We start from the raw sequence: 17,872 nt of genomic DNA on the forward strand, positions 1-17,872 counted from the left end.
ATTCGGCGACGCAGACCAGGTGCGGGAAAAAATCAGCGGTACGGGGCAGCGCCGAGCAGCTGCGGAAGTGGAAACGGGCACAGCTTAAATTAACCGCCTGAGTGTCTTGACTGACGGGTCCACTTTACACTGCCTTAAACGCGTCTGCTTGCGGTACGCTGAGAAGGCCGCTTTGTATACCGCAAATGATGAGGTCTTCCGTGCGCATTAGTGAGTTATCCCCAAGTAGCTCAATCGCTTTTCTTTTAAAAATCTTCTTTTCATCAGATGCGACCAAGTGTTTTTCGGACGCCGTTGCGGCGGCTGCCAGACAAGCGGCCTCACCCGCCCCCATTTGCGTGCGCAACTTGGAAAACAGCTCAAGGCTTTCGGTGTTGTTTAACCTAAATTCTTTTATATAACCTTGCGCCATCGCGTCGGCGATGGCTTGTTGTTGCATCGGATCGGTAAGCTCGGCAATGACTTCTTGCGGAACCACAAAGCAAAATGACGTCAGTTGTTTAAGCAGGGGTATCTGCACAATATGACAAAGATTGATGAGTACATTTGCGTCGGTAATGACAACTGTTTTTGGTATCTGATCGGCCAAGCTTCCCTCTGCGCTGATTAGTTTAAGCCAGCCGAATCCAGCATGGACTGAGCCATCTCTTTGTTCACAGCAACCATATTGGCCAGTTCAGTAAATTTGGACTGGCTGATTTCTTCTCGTCGATACGCCTCCAGGGCCAGAGTTAAAAAGCGACGCTTGAAATCCTGGTGGTCTTCTATTGCTGAGGACGATTCGTTGGCATTTAATAACTCTGCGATAGCTTTACCCGCGCCAGAGCGTTCCTGATCGTCGAGCACCTGAAATTCGGTCTCGCTAAGCATTCTCAAATTGCGCAACCTGTACAGCATTGCGCCCCGGCTGACACCGAAATGATGGGAGAGACGCGCGATATCGTATAGCTGAATATCCTGACTACCGGGGGCCGAGCGGGCGTCCACCTGGACAACCTCTGCTTCGTCGAATACAGCAATTTGACGATTGACGCTCCCTTTTCCTAACGTGGACACAAAATTCTTGATGCCCTCGGTAGGCATTAAGAATTCCGCCGCAAATGCATTGGCACGGACCTCAAGCAAGTCGCTGCGATTCACCGCACGGCTCAGCGCTCCTTTGTTATGACGGTCGACTAGCGCATGGGCATACTCATGTGCAAATGAGAAGCGCCTTCGTAAAAGAGCTTGGGTTGAGTTGACGACGATAAAGACACCGATCTTAGAATGACATAAGGTCAGGCCCGATATATCGTCTGGTAAATCGACTGCCCCAGTTCGGATACCCTGAACCTCCAGGATCTCCGCGATATCTATGATCGGAGCAGTGCCGAGATCCAGGCGCTGGCGTTCTTGTCGCGCTATTCGCTCGCCTTGTTGAATTGCCTCCCATTTCGATTGCGGCTGTGCCAGGTCATAGCCGGCAGCTAAAAGTTGAGCGCGATCAATCCCAAGAAGCTGCTCTAAGTTGGTCACTTCATAGCCGAGGGCCAGGCTTGCTTGAAGCGCCTGCATCAAATGTAGTTGACCACTGAATTCAGGGTCGGAGCGGAAGAGTGCCGCCAGCGCGTCGTTTTCATCGAACTCTTCTACAAAAAAAGAGCGAATGTCACGCCCCAGAGAAAAAGCGATGCGGTCCAACTCTAGGCTGGATACCGCGCGTGCCCCCGCCTCGATCTGAGTGATCGCTACGCGCGGTAGCTTCACTAGCTCGCCAAGTTGTTCTTGCGTCAAACTGGAGTTCTCTCGTGCGGAACGAATGCGACGCCCGAGTTCTTGTTGGGTCAGCGGCATTATTTTCTCCGTGTTTTTACTATGAGCGATAATTTAACATACTGGCAAAAATCCTGTTGAAAAGTTCGATTTTCATACATTAACCCGTTGGCACGTACAGGCCGTCAGGCCTGGGTCGAGCTGAACTACCACTTCGGCGGTTAAGCAGCCTTGTGCTGGCTGGTGTGGCCGAGATACTCGGTCACCCAGTACAGCAGCGCGGCGCCGTTGAAGGCCATGCCGGCCAGCAGCGCGCCGTGCCAGCCGTGGGTGGCGTACACCCAGCCACCCAGCGCCGAACCGGCGGCGCCACCGGCAAAGAACAGCGCGAAGTAGACGCCGTTCAGGCGGCTGCGCACTTCCGCGCCCAGCGAGAAGATGGCGCGCTGGCCCAGCACCAGATTCGCCGCCACCCCCATATCCAGCACGATCGAGGCGATCACCAGCACCGCCAGCGCCACTTCACGCGAGCCGGGCACCAGCAACGGCAAGGCGAAGCCGATCACGCCCAGTGCCAGCGCGGCGGCGGTGGCGATCAGCGTGTGGCCTTGGTCGGCCAGCTTGCCGGCGATCGGCGAGGCGATCGCGCCGGACATGCCCACCAGCGCAAAGATGGCGATGCCGGTCTGCGACAGGTGGAATTGCGGGCCCGACAGCATCAGCGGGGTCACCGTCCAGAACAGGCTGAACGAACCGAACAGGCCGGCGTGGTAGGCGGCGCGGCGGCGCAGCACCGGCGTTTGCCGGAACAGATGCCACAGCGAGCCCATCAGCTTTGGATAGCCGATGTGGTGCTGCGGCATGCGGACCGGCAGCTTGGCGCGCAGCACGAAGGCGACGATCAGCACCAGCACGGCGGCGCCGGCGAACACCACGTGCCAGCTGGTGGCGTCGGCCACCAGGCTGGCGGCCGGGCGCGACAGCATGATGCCCAGCAGCAGTCCGCTGACCACCTTGCCGACGGTGACGCCGCGCGTCGCTTCCTGCGACAGGTGGGCGGCGAACGGCACGATGACCTGCGCCGCCACCGAGCCAAGGCCGATGCCGAGCGCGGCGGTGAGGAACATCCAGGCGCTGCTGCTGACGGCGGCCAGCACCAGCATGGCCGAGGTGAACAGCAGGCCGGTGAAAATCAGGCGGCGGTTTTCCAGCAAGTCGCCCAGCGGCACGATGAACAGCAGGCCGAGGGTGTAGCCGATCTGCGTCAGCGTGACGACCAGGCCGGCGGCCGCCGGCGACAGCCCGGTCGAGGCGCTGATCGGGCCGACCAGGGTTTGCGCGTAATACAGGCTTGCGACGATGAGGCCGGTGGCGGTCGCCAGCAGTGTGACCATGCCGGGGCTGATGTCTTTGTTGTTCATGATGTGCTCCAGTGAGAGTGCGATGAGGCCATTCTAGGCAAAAGTCTTCCAAAGATAATTAGGGCATAATGCACCTATACTTTTCACATAATGTGAACAATGGACAAACTCAAAGCCATGCAGACGTTGGTGCGGATCGTCGAGGCCAACAGCTTCACCAAGGCCGCCGAAACGCTGGACCTGCCGCGCGCCGCGCTGACGGCCACCATCAAGAAGCTGGAAGCCTTCCTTGGCACGCAGCTGTTGCAGCGGACCACGCGCCGCCTGTCGCTGACGCCGGACGGCGCCGACTACTATCGCAAGTGCCAGCAGATTTTGCAGGCGGTGGAGGATGCCGAGAGCGTTTATCGCGGCCAGGCCGCCGGCCAGCCGCGCGGCAAGCTGCGGGTGGAGATGCCCGGCACCTTCGGCCGCAATGTGGTGGTGCCGCGGATCGGCGCCTTCTGCCGCCAGTATCCGGAGATCGACATGGTGGTCAACCTCAGCGACCGCGTGCGCGACCTGATCGAGGAGGGGGCCGATTGCGCGCTGCGCGTCGGCGCGCTGCAGGATTCGGCGATGGTCGGCCGGCCGCTGGGCAGCATGCGCTTCGTTACCTGCGCCGCGCCCGCCTACCTGGAGCGCCACGGCGTGCCGCAGGCGTGGACCGAGCTGCCCGGGCATCGCTGCGTGTCGCACTTTTCCGGCCGCACCGGGCGGCCGTTCGACTGGGATTTCATGGTCGATGGCAGCGTGGTGACCACCGAGGTGCGCAGCGCGATCGCCGTCAACGACGCCGAGGCCAGCCTCAGTTGCGTGTTGCAGGGCATGGGGTTGGCGCAGATGGCGCGTTATCAGGTGCGCGCGCATCTGGCCAGCGGCGCGCTGGTCGAGGTGCTGGCCGCCACGCCGCCGACGCCGATGCCGGTGTCGCTGCTGTATCCGCAGGGCCGCATGTCGTCGCCGCGCCTGCGCGTGTTTGCCGACTGGCTGGCGCAGCTGCTGCGCAGCGATCCCGATCTGCAAAACTAAGTTACAAAATAAAGTTGTAAAAAACAATAGCTGACTTGATATTCGGCGGCCCGCGCGGGGATATAATTCTTGGATGAAATATCTCTCCTCGATTGTGACGGCCGGCGCGATGGCGCTTCTGGCCGCGTGCGGCGGCGGTGGCGGCGGTGGTTCGTCGGCGCCGTCGACTCCTGCCACCGCCACCGCGCCCGCGCCCGCGACGGTGCCGGAGTACCAAGCGCTGTCCAACCGTTGTGTCGCGCCGCGCAGCGGGGCCGATTGGAACGGCAAAGCCTACACCGACAAGCAAGGCAGCCTCAACGATGAGTTGCGCTGGGTACGCTCGTTCATCGACGAGACCTATCTGTGGTACAAGGAGGTGCCGGCCGGGATCAACATGGCCAGCTACAGCAACCCGCTCGATTACTTCGCCGTGTTGAAAACGCCGGCCACCACCGCGTCCGGCCGGCCCAAGGATGCCTTTCACTTCACCTACCCGACGCAGCAATGGCAGATGAACCAGGCCGGCGTGACGCTCGGCTACGGCGTCACCTGGTATAACCGCGATACCGCCAGCTCGCGCCTGTGGGGCGTGGCGCTGGTGGAGCCGGGCTCGCCGGCGGCGGTGGCCGGCGTGCAGCGCGGCGATCTGCTGGACAGCGTGGACGGCGTGAGCATCAACGACATGAGCAGCGCCGGCACCGCCAAGCTGAACGCCGGCCTGTTCCCGGACGTCGCCGGCGCGCGCCATCAACTGGGCCTGCAGCGCGCCGGTGCGCTGCTGACGGTGTCGCTCATCGCGGGCAACGTGAACGAGGCGCCGGTGCAGAATACCAAGGTGTTCAACACGCCGACCGGCGCGGTTGGCTACCTGCAGTTCAACGACCATAACGACGTCGCGGAAAGCGCGCTGCTGCAGGCGTTCACGACCCTGAAGAACGCCAACGTCAACGACCTGGTGCTGGACATGCGCTACAACGGCGGCGGCTATCTGGTCGTCGCCAATCAGCTGGCGTACATGATCGCCGGTCCCGTCGCCACCAGCGGCAAGGTGTTTGACCGCGAAGTGGCCAACGACAAGCGGCCGGTGACGGCGCCCAGCATGTTCCAGTCCAGCTCGATCGGCTTGTCGCCGGCGTTGCTGAGCGCAGGCGTCTCGCTGCCCAGCCTGAACCTGAAACGGGTGACGATACTGACCACGCCCGGCACCTGCTCGGCCAGCGAGGCGCTGATCAACGGTCTGCGCGGCATCGATGTGGAGGTCAATCTGGTCGGCGGCGGCACCTGCGGCAAGCCGTATGGTTTCTATCCGGAAGATAACTGCGGCAACACCTACTTCGCGATCCAGCTGCAGGTGGTCAATAACAAAGGCGATGGCGACTACGCGGACGGTTTCAGCCCGACCTGCGCGGTCGAGGATGACTTCGGCCACGCGCTGGGCGATCCGGCCGAGCGGCTGCTGTCGGCGGCGCTCAACTATCGCGCCAGCGGCGTTTGCCCGGCGGTGCGCAGCGCCCGCAGTCTGGTCGCCGGCAATACGGACGGCAATGCCCCGGCAAGGCTGGTGCGGCCGGGGATGAAGGAAATCGCCGTTCTCCACCGTTGAGCTGAAAACACGTCTATACTGGTTTTCCTCTTTTCTGCTGGAAACCAGTTCCGATGATACGCTCCGCCATCCTGCTTGCCTTTGCCGCCACCGCCACCGCCACACTGGCCGCCGCCGCGCCCGCGGCCACACCGCTGACCACCATCTCCGAACGCTCCGGTTTCCAGACCACCGGACGTTACGACGAGGTGGTGGCGCTGTGCGCGCGGTTCCAGAAAGCCTATCCCAAACAAGTGCGCTGCTTTGAATTCGGCCGCACACCGGAAGACCGGCCGATGCTGGCGCTGGCCGTCACCCGCACCGGCGCGCTGACCGCCGAGCAGGCGAAGAAAAAGGGCGTGCCGGTGCTGCTGATCCAGGGCGGCATCCACGCCGGTGAGATCGACGGCAAGGATGCCGGCTTCCTGGCGTTGCGCGATGCGCTGGAAGGCAAGGCGGCAACCGGCGCGCTGGACCAGCAGGTGCTGCTGTTCGTGCCGGTGTTTAACGTCGATGGCCATGAGCGCTTCGGCAAGAACAACCGTCCGAACCAGCGCGGCCCGGTGGAAATGGGCTGGCGCACCACGGCGCAGAACTACAACCTCAATCGCGACTACGTGAAGGGCGACGCGCCGGAGATGCAGGCCATGCTGGCGCTGGTCAACGCCTGGGACCCGCTGGCCTATATCGACCTGCACGTGACCGATGGCGCCAAGTTCCAGCCGGACGTCTCGATCCAGGTCGAGCCGGTGCACGGCGGCGACGAAGCGCTGAAAGTGGCCGGCGCCGCGTTGCAGACCAATGTGATGGCCGATCTGAAGGCCAAGGGCTCGGACCCGAAACCGTACTACATGTCGTTCGCCAAGGAAGACGATCCGATGTCCGGCTTTGTCGATGCCCTGTCGACGCCGCGCTTCTCGACCGGCTACTTCCTGCTGCGTAACCGCTTCGCGATGCTGGTGGAAACCCATTCGTGGAAGGACTACCCGACCCGCGTGCGCATCACTTACAACACCATCGTCTCGCTGCTGTCGCAGGTGGCGCAGAACGGCAAGGCGTGGCAGAAGCTGGCCCACGAGGCCGACGCGCGCGCGTTGACGCTGGCCGGCAGCGATGTGCCGCTCAGCTACCGCACCACCTTCAACACCAAGACCATCGAGTTCCCCGGCTACGCCTACACACGTGAGCATTCGGACATTTCCGGCGGTCTGTGGACCCGCTACGACGAGACCAAGCCGCAGATCTGGACCGTGCCGCTGCGCGACGAGATCGTGCCGGACCTGCGCGTGGCGGCGCCGCTGGGCGGCTACATCGTGCCGCTGGCGCATGCGGCGTGGGTGGGCGCCAAGCTGAAACAGCACGGCATCGCGTACAAGGTGATCGGCGCCGACCAGATGGCGGCCGAGGTGGAGACTTTCCGCGCCACCAAAACCAAGTTCGGCACGCAGTCGTTCGAGGGCCATCAAACGCTGGCGGTGGAGGGTGACTGGGGCCGCGAGCGGCGCGCCGTGCGCAAAGGCGCGCTGTTCGTGCCGATCGCGCAGCCGAAGGCGCGTCTGGTGATGACCATGCTGGAGCCGCGCGGCGCCGACGGCCTGCTGGCCTGGGGCGAGTTCAATAACGCCTTCGAGCGCAAGGAGTATATGGAGGACTATGTGGCGGAGGAGGTGGCGCGCGAGCAACTGGAAGCCGATCCGCAGTTGCGCGAGGCGTTCCGCAAGCTGCTGGACACCGACCCGGAGTTCAACCAGAGCCCGGCCAAGCGGCTGGCGTTCTTCGCCAAGCGGCACGCCTCGTGGGATGAGCGTTTCAACCTCTACCCGGTGATGCGCACCGCGCAGAAGTATTAAATCGGCTGGACACGCAGCGTTCGCCCTGAAGTCAGCCTTCCCGTTGCAGCGGGATGATGCCGGCAACCGGCGCCGGTGTCGAACACGCCTCCTCGTCGAAGGCGATGTCGCCCAGCGGGTTGGCGACGCCGTCGGCCTTGATGTCCTGGAAGCCGAACAGGTCGCGGTCCATCAGGTGCGATGGCACCACCGTCGACAGCGACGAGAAGATGTTCTCCACCCGGCCCGGATGCTTCTTCTCCCAGTCGCGCAGCATGTGCTTGATCTGCTTGCGCTGCAGGTTTTCCTGCGAGCCGCACAGGTCGCACGGGATGATCGGGAAGTGCTTCACCTCGGCGTAGCGTTCGGTATCCTCTTCCTTCACGTAGGCCAGCGGACGGATCACCATGTGCTTGCCGTCGTCCGACACCAGCTTGGCCGGCATGCCTTTGATCTTCCCGCCGAAGAACATGTTGAGGAAGAAGGTCTCCAGGATGTCGTCGCGGTGGTGACCCAGCGCGATCTTGTTGCAGCCCAGTTCATCGGCCACGCGGTACAGGATGCCGCGGCGCAGGCGCGAGCACAGCGAGCAGGTGGTCTTGCCTTCCGGGATCAGGCGCTTGACGATGCTGTAGGTGTCCTGGTTTTCGATGTGGTACGGAATGCCCAGCTGGTCCAGGTAGGCCGGCAGAATGTCGGCCGGGAAATTCGGCTGCTTCTGGTCCAGGTTCACCGCGACGATGTCGAAGTGGATCGGCGCGCGCTCGCGCAGCGTCATCAGGATGTCCAGCAGCGCATACGAGTCTTTGCCGCCGGACAGGCAGACCATGACCTTGTCGCCGTCCTCGATCATGTTGAAGTCGCCGATGGCCTGGCCGACCAGGCGGCACAGGCGCTTGTGCAGCTTGTTGTTTTCGTGGGCGATCTTTTCAGCGCTCCTGGCGCTGACGGCGGTGTCGATGACGGCGTTCATGCGGCTTCCTTGAGCTTGAATACTTCAACGCCGACGCCCTCGCAATCCGGGTAGACGTCGGGCTTCATGGTGGAGACGCGCGCCGCGCGCACGCTCGGGTGGGCTAGCATTTCGCGCACGATGTCGTCGCACAGGGTTTCCTGCAGCTGCACGTGGCCGCGCGCCATGCGCTGGGCGATGGTGTTGCGCATGAAGTCGTAATCGACCACTTCCTCCAGCTGGTCGTGCTGCGGCGACGACACCGCCAGCGGGATGTACAGGTCGACGTTGATCAGCAGACGCTGCTCGCCCTTTTTCTCGAACTCGTAGACGCCGATGTTGATCATGACTTCGTAATTGCGCAGGAACAAGCGGCGGCAGTCGTTCAGTTGCGGGTGTATCAGGGCGGACAGCATGGAATACCTTCTCGTGTTGAAATTATTGGGCCAAAAACATCACGTCGCGCGGCAGCGGCAGCAGGTGCTGGCCGCCGTCGACCAGCAGCGTGGTGCCGGTCAGCGCGCGCGCCGAGGCGGCGTAGACCACGGCGTCGGCGATGTCGTCGGGGGTGCTGGAACGGCCCAGCGGCGTTTGCTGGTGGGCGTTGGCGAAACCGGCCTCGGTCTGCTCGCCGGACACCAGCGTGATGCCGGGCGCCACGCCGACCACCCGCAGTTTGGGCGCCAGCTGCTGCGCCAGCATGGTGGTGGCGGTGTGCAGCGCCGCCTTGGACAGGGTGTACGACAAAAAATCCGGATTCAGATTGTACAGCTTCTGGTCCAGCAGATTGATGACGGCGGCCTGCTGGCCGTCCGCCGTGGCCGCGTGCAGCGCCTGCGCCAGCAGCAGCGGCGCGGCGACGTTGGCGCGCATGTGGGTCTCCAGCAGGGCGGGGCTGAACGCGGCGGCGCTGTCGTATTCGAACAGCGAGGCGTTGTTGACCACGCAGTGCACCGGGCCGAGCGCGGCCACCGCGCGCGGCAGCAGTTCGCGCACCGCCGCCGCGTCGGCCAGGTCGCATTGCAGCGCCACGGCGCGGCGGCCGAGCGCGATGATGTCGTTGGCGACCTCGCCCGCCTCGGTGGCGGAGGCGCGGTAATGCACCACCACGTCCCAGCCGGCGCGCGCCAGGCCGAGCGCGATGGCGCGGCCGATGCGGCGTCCGGCGCCGGTTACGAGGGCCACGCGGGGGGCCGGATTGTCGTGAGCTGTCATCATGTTTGAACTGGATATAATGCCGGGATGTCCTTACCCGTACCTTCTAGCGACGCGCTGGCCGCGTCCCACGCCCTGCAGCACCTGATCGCCGCCGACATCGAACGCAACGCCGGCGCCATTTCCTTCGCCCGCTACATGGAGCTGGCCCTGTACGCGCCCGGTCTGGGCTATTACAGCGGCGGCTCCGCCAAGCTGGGGAAAGATGGCGATTTTACAACCGCCCCCGAGCTGTCGCCGTTGTTCGGCGCGGCGCTGGCGCGGGTTGCAACCGCTATTATCGCCCAAAGCGCGCCGCACATCCTCGAATTCGGCGCCGGCACCGGCAAGCTGGCCTTCGATATCCTGACCGAGCTGGCCAATGCCGGAGTGAAGGTGGACAAGTATTACATCGTCGAACTGTCCGGCGAATTGCGCGGCCGCCAGCGGGAAACGCTGCGCGATTTCCCGCAGGTAGCGTGGCTGGACGCGCTGCCGGCGTCGTTTGACGGCGTGGTCTTCGGCAACGAGGTGCTCGACGCGATGCCGGTGCAACTGGTGATCAAGCATCCCGACGGCTGGCAGGAATTGCAGGTCACGGTCAAAGATGGCCGCTTCCAGTATGTGGAGGTGCCGGCCGGCGCCGCGTTGCAGGCGCAGATCGCGCGCCAGATTCCCGCGCCGGAACGGCTGCCGGACGGCTATGTGACCGAGCTGCACGGCGTGGCCTGCGGCTTCATGGCGACGCTGGCGCGCATGCTGGACGCCGGCCGGGCCAACGCCGCCTTCCTGTTCGACTACGGTTTCCCGGCGCACGAGTTCTATTTCGACCAGCGCGTGACCGGCACGCTGATGTGCCATTACCGCCACCATGCGCATCCGGACCCGTTTTACTATCCCGGCCTGCAGGATATCACCGCCCACGTCGATTTCACGGCGATGGCGCTGGCGGCGCAGGATGCCGGCATCGAGGTGCTGGGCTATCTGAACCAGTCCGGTTTCCTGCTCGGCGCCGGCATCGGCGAGTTGCTGCTGCGCACCGATCCAGAGGATGCGGCGGCTTACCTGCCGCAGGCGCGCGCCCTGCAAAAGCTGGTGTCGCCGGCCGAAATGGGCGAGTTGTTCAAGGTGCTGGCGGTGGGCAAGGACGTGGCGCTGCCGGATGCCATCGTCCTGCAGGACCGCCGTCACCGACTGTAGACAAAAAAGCACAGTGATCAGAAAGGCAAAGCAAATCCTTGTCGGATCTGTGAGTTGCTTGCGCTAAGATGGGCTATGATGACTTATTCCGCGTCGATTTCCGTTTATGGCCAAGATCCACACCCACTATGACAACCTGAAAGTGTCGCGTATGGCGCCGCAGGAGGTCATACGTGCCGCTTACAAGGCGCTCAGCCAAAAGTACCATCCGGATAAAAATCCGGGGGACGAGAAGGCTGCGCGCATCATGGCCATTCTCAACAGCGCCTACGAGACCTTGTCCGACGTGCAGCGCCGCAAGGAGCATGACGAGTGGATCGCCTCCGAGGAATGGGAAATCGAGTGGCTGGAAAGCACGCACCACGAGGACGGCCATGCGCACGGCCACGGTCACAGCCGTGGCGACAAGCCACGCCCTGACGGCTCGTGGCAACCGGAAACCGTGCAACCGGCGCAGCGCCGTCGCCGTCGCCGTGACTGGCGCTTCTGGAGCGGGCTGGCGGTCTGCCTGATCATCGGCTGGGTCGGCGGCGCCACCATGGTGGCCGAGCCGCAGATGATGGGCATGCTGAGCAACGCCTGGGGCGGCAAGGGCGGCATCAACGCCAACGCCGCCACCACCGATGCCGCCGCCGGCGTGGCGCGCGACGCCTGGGCCACGGTGCGGCTGTCCGAATCGGCCACGCTCAAGCCATCGCCGATCAAGGTGGCGTCGATGACGCAGGTGGTGCTGCCGAGCGCCGGCGCCGAGTGCGACAGCGAAACCCAGACGCAATCACTGCTCGCGCCCAACGGCGAGCCATGGCCGCTGCGCTCCGGCTACATGGAGGGCTTCCCGGTCGGCAATCGCGGCGAGGACATGCAGCTGACGCTGGACAACAGCGGCAACAATTCCGCCGTCTTTATCAAGGTCTACGACATCGACCGCCGCGCCAATGTGCGCTACGCCTATGTGCAGGCGCATGACAAGCTGCTGGTCGACAAACTGAGCAACGGCAAGTACGAAATCCGCTATCAGAATCTGGATGTGGCCGCCAACCCGGGCGCCTGCGCGGGCGCCAGCCGCACCACCACCGCCGCCATGGAAAGCGGGGCGTCACCCGTCAGCAACTAGTGCCGCATTGCATCGTCGATAAGAGTTGTCACAGGGTAGGATTCTGATTATCCTGAGGGTATCGACAGGAGATGCGTATGACCGATTCCCACGCCGGAGACGACGACTGGCTGCTTGAAGAAGACGAAGAAGCGCTTCCCACCAGCGGCCTCGGCGCGCCGGACCAGCGTTTGTGGCGGGTGCTGATCGTCGACGACGACGCCGATGTCCACGCCGTCACCCGGCTGGCGCTGCGCAACGTCAGTTTCAAGGGCCGCGAGCTGGAGCTGTTTTCAGCCTACAGCGGGCGCGAGGCCTTCACCATCCTGCGCGACACGCCGGACATCGCCCTGGTGCTGCTGGACGTGGTGATGGAAACCGACGACGCCGGCCTGCTGCTGGCGCGGCGCATCCGCGAAGAGCTGCACAATGCCATCGTGCGGGTGGTGCTGCGCACCGGCCAGCCGGGCCAGGCGCCCGAGCAGCGCGTGATCATCGAATACGACATCAACGACTACAAGGCCAAGACCGAGCTGACCACGCAGAAGCTGTTCACCACGGTGATTTCGGCGCTGCGCGCCTACGAGAGCCTGAACATGCTGGAGCGCAGCCGCGTCGGCTTGGGCAAGATCCTGGCCGGCGCCACCAATCTGTACCAGATCCATTCGCTGCGCGAGTTCGCCTCGGGCGTGCTGAACCAGGTGAGCGCGATCCTCGACGTCGGCTCCGACGGCGTGCTGTGCCTGATGCAGGGCGACACCGGCGTCACCACTGTGGTGGCGGCCACCGGCGGCTATTCCGAGCTCAACAGTGAAGAGCTGATGCCGGCCACCCATCCGTTGTGGCCGACCATCGCCAAGGCCTTCGCGGAAAAGAAATCGCAGTTCGAGCATCCGGCCAATGTGCTGTTCATCCATACGCAGGAGAACCGCGAGGTGGCGATCTCGGTCACGCCGCCGTGGCCGCTGGCGCAGATTCAGCGCGACCTGCTGGAGGTGTTTTGCCAGCGCATCGCCGCCGCGTTCGACAACCTGTACATGTTCGGCCAGCTGCGCAAGGCGCAGGAGGCGACCGTGGTGGCGCTGGCCGATCTGGCCGAGTTCCGCGACGCCGGCACCGGCGGCCATGTGCGGCGGGTGCAACTGCTGTCGTCGACGCTGGCGCAGCGGCTGCACGAGCGCGGCGCCTATCCGGACGAGGTGACGCCGCAACTGCTGGAAATGATCGGCCTGGCGTCGATTCTGCACGATGTGGGCAAGGTGGCCACGCCGGACCATATCCTGCTCAAGCCCGGCCTGCATACGCCGGAAGAGCGCAGCGAGATGCAGCAGCACGCGGCGGTGGGCAAGAGCATTCTGGAGCGCGCCGCCAATATGGTCGATGGCGTCAGTTACCTGACCTATGGGGCGCAGATCGCCGGCGGCCATCATGAGCATTGGGATGGCAATGGTTATCCGAACCAGCTGAAGGGACGGGCGATTCCGCTGGCGGCGCGCATCGTGGCGGTGACCGATGTGTTTGATTCGCTGCTGCACGAGCGGCCGTACAAGGAGCCGTGGCCGCACGCGGAGGCGGTGGCCTACATCCGGGATCGCGCCGGCCAGCAGTTCGATCCGGAGGTGGTGGCCGCGCTGCTCGACATGATCGAGCGTGATCCGGCCATCGGCCGCACCCCCGACTAATGACGGCTCAGGCGGTGGTGGTGGCGCGCACCATCGCCTCGAATTGCGCCACCGGCAGCGGCTTCGCGAACAGATAACCCTGCGCCTCATCGCATTGCTTGGCGCGCAGGAAGTCGCACTGCGCCTGCGTCTCCACCCCTTCCGCGATCACCTCCAGCCCCAGCGAGTGCGCCAGCGCGATGGTGGCGGCGACGATCACCGCGTCGTCCGGATCGCTCTCGATATCCTTGACGAAGCTGCGGTCGATCTTGATCCGGTCCAGCTCAAACAGCTTCAGGTAGCTCAGCGACGAGTAACCGGTGCCGAAGTCGTCGATCGCCACCTTGATGCCGCGCGAGCGCAGCTCGCTCAGCAGCGCGCGGCTGCGCTCCGGGTCCTGCATCGCCGCCGACTCGGTGATCTCCAGTTCCAGCAGCGCCGGATTGATGCCGTGGCTGTGCAGCATGCGGTCCAGATGCGGTAGCAGGCCGGGCCCGTGGCACTGGCGTGCCGACAGGTTCACCGCCAGGCGCAGGTGCGACAGCGCCGGCACGCGCCACCCGTGCAGCAGGGCGCAGGCGCGTTGCAGCACCCAGTCACCCAGCGGCAGGATCAGGCCCGATTCCTCGGCGATCGGAATGAAGCGGTCCGGCCCCACCATGCCCAGTTCCGGATGGTGCCAGCGCAGCAGCGCCTCGGCGCCGATGATGCGCTGCGTGGCCAGCTCCACCTGCGGTTGCAGGTACAGCTCGAACTCGTCCTGCTCCAGCGCCTGCCACAAGCGGCTTTCCAGCAGCAGCCGCTCGTGGGTAGCGGTGTTCATCGCCGCCGAGAAGAACTGGAAGTTGCCGCGGCCCTGGCTCTTGGCGGCGTACATGGCGGTGTCGGCATGGCGCATCAGCGTGCCGGCGTCCTCGCCGTCGGAAGGGAACATGGCGACGCCGACGCTGGCGCCGCTGTGCACCGTCTTGCCGTTCAGGTGGTAGGGTGCGGTCAGCGCGTCGACGATGCGCACGGCAATGTTGGAGGCGTCGTCCGGCGTGATGGCGCCGTCGGTGACGATGATGAATTCGTCGCCGCCCAGGCGGGCGATGGTGTCGACCTCGCGCAGCAGTTCCTGCAGCCGTTGCGACACCGCCACCAGCAGCAGGTCGCCGGTTTCGTGGCCGTGCGTGTCGTTGATTTTCTTGAAGTGGTCGAGGTCGATGAACAGCACCGCCGCCATGCCGCCGTTGCGCCGCGTCTGCGCCAGCAGCTGTTCCAGCCGCAGGTTCAGCGACAGGCGGTTGGCCAGGCCGGTCAGCGTGTCGTGGTGTGCCAGGCGGTGGATGCGTTGCTGCGCCTGTTGCTGTTCGGTCAGGTCGTGCAGGATGGCGACGAACAGGTGCTCGTCCGGCAGTTCCACTTCGGACACCGACATCGCCAGCGGGAATGCGCTGCCATCGCTGCGCCAGCCGGGCAGCTCGTAGCCGTGGGTGACGCCGCAGGCGATCATGCGCAGCAGGCCGGCCGCGTCCAGCCCGGCCGCCTCGCCGATCCCCACCGGGATCAGCCGGTCGAGCGGCAGCGTGACCATTTTTTCCGGCGCGTAGCCGAACAGGCGGCCGGCGGCGGCGTTGGCCGACATCAGCACGCCGCCGCTGTCGACGGTGAGGATGGCGTCGGCCGCCTTGTTGAGAATCGCCTGCAGGCGCGCCTCGCGCTGGCGCAGGCGCGAGGTGGCGTCCTTGACCTGGGCCTGGATGCGGTCGCGCTCGCCGCTGATCAGCATCATCAGCGTGCCCAGCAGGCCGGTCAACAGCAGGCCGCAGGTCAGCACGGTCCAGCTCTGCCAGCCGCGCTGCTGTTGCAGATAGGCCGGCGTCGGCGCCAGCGTCAGCTCGTAGATGCGGCCGCCGAAGTGCAGCTGGCGCTGGAAGTCGCCGGGGACGACCGCGCGGCCCAGCGTGTCCTGTACCACGCGGCGCGGGCCGTCGTCGTCGGTGTCTTCAAAGCGCACGATGAAGTACGGGAACTCGGCGCGCTTGAGCGCCTGGTTGAGAACGCCGTCGAACTGCATCGAGATCATCAGCGAGCCGATCGCCTGGCGGTGGTTGTCCGGCGGGTAGACCGTCTGCAGCAGCAGTAGCCCCGGCTTGGCGCGGCCGGGCAGGATCTGCAGCGGCGCGGTGGCGGTCGGCTGGCCGGACTGGATGGCGCGCTGCAGCGCGGCGCGGCGTTGCGGGTCGTGCAGGTAGTCCAGGCCGAGGTAGGCGCGGCTGGTGGACGGCTCGGCGAAGGTGGCGGCGAAGTAGCGCTCGCGCTGGCCGGCGACCACGTAGGTGCCCGCCGGCGTGCGCTCGCGGATGCTGTAGTCGGCGGCGCCGTGCTGGCGCGCCCACGCCTCAAAGGCGGCGCGCTCGTCGCCGGCCACCGGCGTCAGCCAGGCCATCGACAGCAGCTCCGGGCGCTGGTCGAGATAGCCGTGCGCCAGGTTGCCGAAGTCGTTGGCGTCGAGCGCGCGGCGCGGGGTGTTGAGCGCCTTGGCCATGGCGTAGATGAAGCGTTCGTGCTCGCTGAACTGCGCCTGCAGCAGGTCGCCGGTCTGCTGCGCCTTGAGGCGGAAGGTTTGCAGCTGCTGGCTGTTTTCCCAGCGGTCGGCCTGCAGGTAGATGGCGATGAAGGCGCCGGCCGACAGCAGCAGCGGCAGGCCGACCAGCGTGTGGCGGCGCGCCCACAGCGGGCGTGGGCGGCCGATGGCGATCCAGGTCAGCGGCGCCGCCAGCAGGATGCCGATGGTGTCGCCCATCCACCACGCCAGCCAGTCAGCGGCCAGGGTGTCGTTCGGCAGCAGGCCCAGCCCCCGCATGCCGGTCAGCGAGACGCTGCTCGACACCACCGTCACGCCACCGGCCAGCAGGATGAAGCGCACCACGTCGCGGCCGGAACCGATGGCCTGGTCGATGTAGCGGCGGAACAGCGTGCTGCCGACCCAGGCTTGCAGCGTGGCGCCGACGGCCGGGGCGCAGGCGCCGAGCAGGGCGTGTTGGGTGACGCCGGCCGGGGTCGCCCAGACATACGCGAGGTTGACCGACAAGGAACCCAGCGCCACGGCCGGCAGCAGGCGCGCGCCGCCGACCACGCAGGCGGCCAGCGCGATGCCGGCCGGCAGGAAGATGGCGGAGGCGTAACCCGGTGGCATGGCCAGCAGCAGGCTCAGGCGGCCAGTGCCGAAATACACGGCCCACAAGGCCAGGTTTGCACACAGCAGAATAGGCCAACGACCGCTACGATTCTTCAAAATCCGGGGCTCCAGGGAACATCGCTCGTGAAAAGATTGTATAGGAAAACATGCTACCTAAAAACAACACTTGCACTTTCGCAGTTGGTGCGTATAAAATCTCGCCCCGAAGCAGACGAACTGTGAACACTGCACCGACCAGGTGATAAAAAGAGTTGACGGTTTCGGAAAATTGCTTCATACTCTGCGGTTCCTCGCGGAGGGGTGGCCGAGTGGTTAAAGGCGACGGACTGTAAATCCGTTCTCTCAGAGTACACTGGTTCGAATCCAGTCCCCTCCACCAAGTTTTGCAAAAGACTGAGTGGCGCAGTAAGTGAAATGAATTGAACAACCACCTCGCGGGTGTAGCTCAATGGTAGAGCTGAAGCCTTCCAAGCTTATGACGAGGGTTCGATTCCCTTCACCCGCTCCAGTGTTGTGCAATCAGATACGCAAGTATCGCAGTTGTAAAGCGTCGTACCCAATCAGCCCTTTTAGCTCAGTGGTAGAGCACTCCCTTGGTAAGGGAGAGGCCACGTGTTCAATCCACGTAAAGGGCACCAGAATACGCAGTACGGCAGTACGGTAGCACTATCAAGACAGTTGGGCAGGGTTCCCTGCCAATCACACCAAATCGTTAGGAGTCTAAAATGGCAAAAGAGAAATTCGAGCGGACCAAGCCGCACGTTAACGTCGGCACCATCGGCCACGTCGACCACGGCAAGACCACCCTGACCGCTGCGATCGCAACCGTCCTGTCGAAAAAATTCGGCGGCGAAGCTAAGGCTTACGACCAGATCGACGCTGCTCCAGAAGAAAAAGCCCGCGGCATCACCATCAACACCGCGCACGTCGAGTACGAAACCGCTACCCGTCACTACGCGCACGTTGACTGCCCAGGCCACGCCGACTACATCAAAAACATGATCACCGGCG

The 17,872-nt window shown here is 64.3% G+C and carries 15 protein-coding genes and 3 tRNA genes; 10 read left to right on the forward strand and 8 right to left on the reverse strand.

Annotation, left to right across the window (positions count from 1 at the left end):
- Positions 1 to 124: 124 nt before the first annotated feature.
- From GTP44_RS25800 to GTP44_RS25810, 3 genes are all read right to left on the reverse strand, one after another.
- On the reverse strand, positions 125 to 589 hold the full coding sequence (locus tag GTP44_RS25800; protein WP_161021660.1) for a PIN domain-containing protein: 465 nt from the start codon (positions 587 to 589) through the stop codon (positions 125 to 127).
- A gap of 17 nt (positions 590 to 606) precedes the next feature.
- A complete protein-coding gene (locus tag GTP44_RS25805) occupies positions 607 to 1,833 on the reverse strand; it encodes a helix-turn-helix domain-containing protein (protein WP_161021661.1) in 1,227 nt (408 codons plus the stop codon).
- Positions 1,834 to 1,973: 140 nt separating this feature from the next.
- Positions 1,974 to 3,173, reverse strand: a complete 1,200-nt coding sequence (locus tag GTP44_RS25810; protein WP_161021662.1) for an MFS transporter — start codon at positions 3,171 to 3,173, stop codon at positions 1,974 to 1,976.
- Positions 3,174 to 3,272: 99 nt separating this feature from the next.
- On the opposite strand from GTP44_RS25810, the gene GTP44_RS25815 reads away from it, so the two are divergent.
- The 3 genes from GTP44_RS25815 (at position 3,273) to GTP44_RS25825 (ending at position 7,598) form a co-directional block, all read left to right on the forward strand.
- Positions 3,273 to 4,184 (forward strand): LysR family transcriptional regulator, encoded by a 912-nt coding sequence (locus GTP44_RS25815; RefSeq protein ID WP_161021663.1) that lies wholly within the window; start codon positions 3,273 to 3,275, stop codon positions 4,182 to 4,184.
- A gap of 73 nt (positions 4,185 to 4,257) precedes the next feature.
- Complete coding sequence (locus GTP44_RS25820; RefSeq protein WP_229257089.1) at positions 4,258 to 5,769, forward strand: S41 family peptidase; 1,512 nt, start codon at positions 4,258 to 4,260, stop codon at positions 5,767 to 5,769.
- 53 nt (positions 5,770 to 5,822) lie between these two features.
- Positions 5,823 to 7,598 carry a M14 family metallopeptidase gene (locus GTP44_RS25825; RefSeq protein WP_161021664.1) on the forward strand — a complete coding sequence of 592 codons (1,776 nt, stop codon included), beginning with the start codon at positions 5,823 to 5,825 and terminating at the stop codon, positions 7,596 to 7,598.
- A 31-nt stretch (positions 7,599 to 7,629) separates the two neighbouring features.
- On the opposite strand, the gene ttcA is transcribed toward GTP44_RS25825, so the two are convergent.
- Genes ttcA through GTP44_RS25840 form a run of 3 tightly spaced genes read right to left on the reverse strand, consistent with a single transcriptional unit; the run spans position 7,630 to position 9,747 of the window.
- Positions 7,630 to 8,550, reverse strand: a complete 921-nt coding sequence (gene ttcA / locus GTP44_RS25830; protein ID WP_161021665.1) for a tRNA 2-thiocytidine(32) synthetase TtcA — start codon at positions 8,548 to 8,550, stop codon at positions 7,630 to 7,632.
- The gene (locus GTP44_RS25835) at positions 8,547 to 8,945 is read right to left on the reverse strand and encodes a dihydroneopterin aldolase (RefSeq protein ID WP_160988168.1); all 399 of its coding nucleotides are present in this window, start codon (positions 8,943 to 8,945) and stop codon (positions 8,547 to 8,549) included. The genes ttcA and GTP44_RS25835 overlap by 4 nt, the downstream gene beginning before the upstream one ends.
- Before the next feature lie 22 nt (positions 8,946 to 8,967).
- Positions 8,968 to 9,747 (reverse strand): SDR family oxidoreductase, encoded by a 780-nt coding sequence (locus GTP44_RS25840; RefSeq protein ID WP_161021666.1) that lies wholly within the window; start codon positions 9,745 to 9,747, stop codon positions 8,968 to 8,970.
- 24 nt (positions 9,748 to 9,771) lie between these two features.
- On the opposite strand from GTP44_RS25840, the gene GTP44_RS25845 reads away from it, so the two are divergent.
- From GTP44_RS25845 to GTP44_RS25855, 3 genes are all read left to right on the forward strand, one after another.
- On the forward strand, positions 9,772 to 10,923 hold the full coding sequence (locus GTP44_RS25845) for a class I SAM-dependent methyltransferase (RefSeq protein WP_161021667.1): 1,152 nt from the start codon (positions 9,772 to 9,774) through the stop codon (positions 10,921 to 10,923).
- Positions 10,924 to 11,029: 106 nt separating this feature from the next.
- Positions 11,030 to 12,037 (forward strand): J domain-containing protein, encoded by a 1,008-nt coding sequence (locus GTP44_RS25850; protein ID WP_161021668.1) that lies wholly within the window; start codon positions 11,030 to 11,032, stop codon positions 12,035 to 12,037.
- A 77-nt stretch (positions 12,038 to 12,114) separates the two neighbouring features.
- Positions 12,115 to 13,698, forward strand: a complete 1,584-nt coding sequence (locus GTP44_RS25855) for a DUF3369 domain-containing protein (protein ID WP_161021669.1) — start codon at positions 12,115 to 12,117, stop codon at positions 13,696 to 13,698.
- Positions 13,699 to 13,705: 7 nt separating this feature from the next.
- On the opposite strand, the gene GTP44_RS25860 is transcribed toward GTP44_RS25855, so the two are convergent.
- Together GTP44_RS25860 and GTP44_RS25865 are read right to left on the reverse strand one after the other, a co-directional pair.
- Entirely contained in the window at positions 13,706 to 16,957 is a 3,252-nt protein-coding gene (locus GTP44_RS25860) for an EAL domain-containing protein (RefSeq protein ID WP_161021670.1), read from the reverse strand.
- Entirely contained in the window at positions 16,944 to 17,138 is a 195-nt protein-coding gene (locus tag GTP44_RS25865) for a hypothetical protein (RefSeq protein WP_160988162.1), read from the reverse strand. The genes GTP44_RS25860 and GTP44_RS25865 overlap by 14 nt, the downstream gene beginning before the upstream one ends.
- Positions 17,139 to 17,155: 17 nt before the next feature.
- Here GTP44_RS25865 and GTP44_RS25870 point away from each other — a divergent pair.
- The 4 genes from GTP44_RS25870 to GTP44_RS25885 all read left to right on the forward strand — a co-directional run.
- A tRNA-Tyr gene (locus tag GTP44_RS25870) sits at positions 17,156 to 17,240 on the forward strand.
- Positions 17,241 to 17,295: 55 nt separating this feature from the next.
- A tRNA-Gly gene (locus tag GTP44_RS25875) sits at positions 17,296 to 17,369 on the forward strand.
- Between the two features lie 55 nt (positions 17,370 to 17,424).
- Positions 17,425 to 17,499, forward strand: a tRNA-Thr gene (locus tag GTP44_RS25880).
- A gap of 87 nt (positions 17,500 to 17,586) precedes the next feature.
- The coding region (locus GTP44_RS25885) for a GTP-binding protein (RefSeq protein WP_229257090.1) at positions 17,587 to 17,872 on the forward strand (286 nt) is incomplete at its 3' end.

Source organism: Duganella lactea (genome assembly GCF_009857505.1).
Classification (GTDB): domain Bacteria; phylum Pseudomonadota; class Gammaproteobacteria; order Burkholderiales; family Burkholderiaceae_D; genus Rugamonas; species Rugamonas lactea.

What these genes read in the sequence shown, in the direction of transcription:
- GTP44_RS25815 (WP_161021663.1), top strand. Translation starts at nt 3,273, where the DNA reads ATGGACAAACTCAAAGCCATGCAGACGTTGGTGCGGATCGTCGAGGCC.
- GTP44_RS25835 (WP_160988168.1), bottom strand. Translation starts at nt 8,945, where the DNA reads ATGCTGTCCGCCCTGATACACCCGCAACTGAACGACTGCCGCCGCTTG.
- GTP44_RS25855 (WP_161021669.1), top strand. Translation starts at nt 12,115, where the DNA reads ATGACCGATTCCCACGCCGGAGACGACGACTGGCTGCTTGAAGAAGAC.
- GTP44_RS25865 (WP_160988162.1), bottom strand. Translation starts at nt 17,138, where the DNA reads ATGAAGCAATTTTCCGAAACCGTCAACTCTTTTTATCACCTGGTCGGT.
- GTP44_RS25840 (WP_161021666.1), bottom strand. Translation starts at nt 9,747, where the DNA reads ATGATGACAGCTCACGACAATCCGGCCCCCCGCGTGGCCCTCGTAACC.
- GTP44_RS25850 (WP_161021668.1), top strand. Translation starts at nt 11,030, where the DNA reads ATGGCCAAGATCCACACCCACTATGACAACCTGAAAGTGTCGCGTATG.
- GTP44_RS25810 (WP_161021662.1), bottom strand. Translation starts at nt 3,173, where the DNA reads ATGAACAACAAAGACATCAGCCCCGGCATGGTCACACTGCTGGCGACC.
- ttcA (WP_161021665.1), bottom strand. Translation starts at nt 8,550, where the DNA reads ATGAACGCCGTCATCGACACCGCCGTCAGCGCCAGGAGCGCTGAAAAG.
- GTP44_RS25820 (WP_229257089.1), top strand. Translation starts at nt 4,258, where the DNA reads ATGAAATATCTCTCCTCGATTGTGACGGCCGGCGCGATGGCGCTTCTG.
- GTP44_RS25845 (WP_161021667.1), top strand. Translation starts at nt 9,772, where the DNA reads ATGTCCTTACCCGTACCTTCTAGCGACGCGCTGGCCGCGTCCCACGCC.
- GTP44_RS25805 (WP_161021661.1), bottom strand. Translation starts at nt 1,833, where the DNA reads ATGCCGCTGACCCAACAAGAACTCGGGCGTCGCATTCGTTCCGCACGA.
- GTP44_RS25825 (WP_161021664.1), top strand. Translation starts at nt 5,823, where the DNA reads ATGATACGCTCCGCCATCCTGCTTGCCTTTGCCGCCACCGCCACCGCC.